The sequence below is a fragment of the Actinosynnema sp. NPDC023658 genome (assembly GCF_040639995.1).
In the GTDB taxonomy this organism is placed as follows: domain Bacteria; phylum Actinomycetota; class Actinomycetes; order Mycobacteriales; family Pseudonocardiaceae; genus Actinosynnema.
The window spans coordinates 1-1172 of the sequence record NZ_JBFAAX010001406.1; the positions used below are offsets into that span (position 1 = coordinate 1).

Here is a 1172-nt window from a genome sequence, read left to right on the forward strand (position 1 = left end):
GGCTCGAAGCCCCGCTCCAGCAGCCCGGCGACCAGCCAGCGGTAGAAGACCAGGCCGCGCTCCTCGACCTGGCCGGAGCCGGACGGCAGGACCCGCGGCCACGACACCGAGAACCGGTAGGCGTCCACGCCGAGCTCGCCCAGCAGCGCCAGGTCCTCCGGCAGCCGGTGGTAGTGGTCGCACGCGACGGCTCCGGTGTCGCCACCCGCGATCGCGCCCGGCACCGCGCCGAACGCGTCCCAGATGGACGGTCCTCTCCCGTCGGCGTCCACGGCCCCTTCGATCTGGTAGGCCGACGTGGCGACGCCCCAGCGGAACCCTTGGGGGAAGTCGGTCATCCTTTGAGCGCTCCTTGCATGATCCCGCCGACGATCTGGCGGCCGAACAGGAGGAACACCGCGAGCACCGGCAGGGTGCCGATCGTCGCCGCGGTGAGCACGAGGGTGTAGTCGGTGGTGTAACCGCTGGCCAGGGTGGACAGCGCGGTCTGCACGGTCGGGTTCTCCGGGGTGAGCGCCACGAGCGGCCAGAAGAAGTCGTTCCACGCCTGCATGAACGTGAACAGGCCGAGCACGGCGGCGGCCGGTCGCGCGGCGGGCAGCACCACGTGCCAGTACAGGCGCAGCGAGCTGCACCCGTCCATGCGGCCCGCTTCCAGCAGCTCGTCGGGCACGGCCCGCTCGAAGTACTGGCGCATGAAGAACACGCCGAACGCGGTGACCAGGCCGGGCACGATGACCGCGTGGATCTCGCCCGCCCAGCCGAAGTCGCTCATCATCATGTACAGCGGGATGACGCCCAGCTCGGTGGGCACCGCCTGGGTGGCGACCACCAGCAGCATGAGCGCCGACCGGCCGCGGAACTTCAGCTTGGCGAAGGCGAACCCGGCCAGGGTGGAGAAGAACACCACCGACACCGTGATCGTCCCGGACACGATCAGCGAGTTCATCATCGCCAGCCCGAAGTCCGACTGGTCGAACACGCGGGAGATGTTGGCGAACAGGTGACCGCCGGGCACCAGCACCGGCGGCACGCTGTCCACCTTGTCCGACGTCTGCGAGGACACCACGAGCGACCAGTACACCGGGAACGCCGACCCGGCGAGCACCGCGATCAGCGCCGCGTAGGTCCACGGTCCGGGCAACCGCAACGACCTGCGCCCGCGGCGGGCG

The 1172-nt window shown here is 70.4% G+C and carries 2 protein-coding genes; both read right to left on the reverse strand.

Features of this window, described 5'->3' with window-relative positions; genetic code table 11:
* On the reverse strand, positions 1–338 hold a 338-nt coding region (locus AB0G02_RS41360), incomplete at its 3' end, for a family 1 glycosylhydrolase (RefSeq protein WP_360806380.1).
* Positions 335–1150: a carbohydrate ABC transporter permease gene (locus AB0G02_RS41365; protein ID WP_360806383.1), complete on the reverse strand. Its 816-nt coding sequence runs from the start codon at positions 1148–1150 to the stop codon at positions 335–337. The genes AB0G02_RS41365 and AB0G02_RS41360, both read right to left, overlap by 4 nt.
* Between the last annotated feature and the right edge of the window lie 22 nt (positions 1151–1172).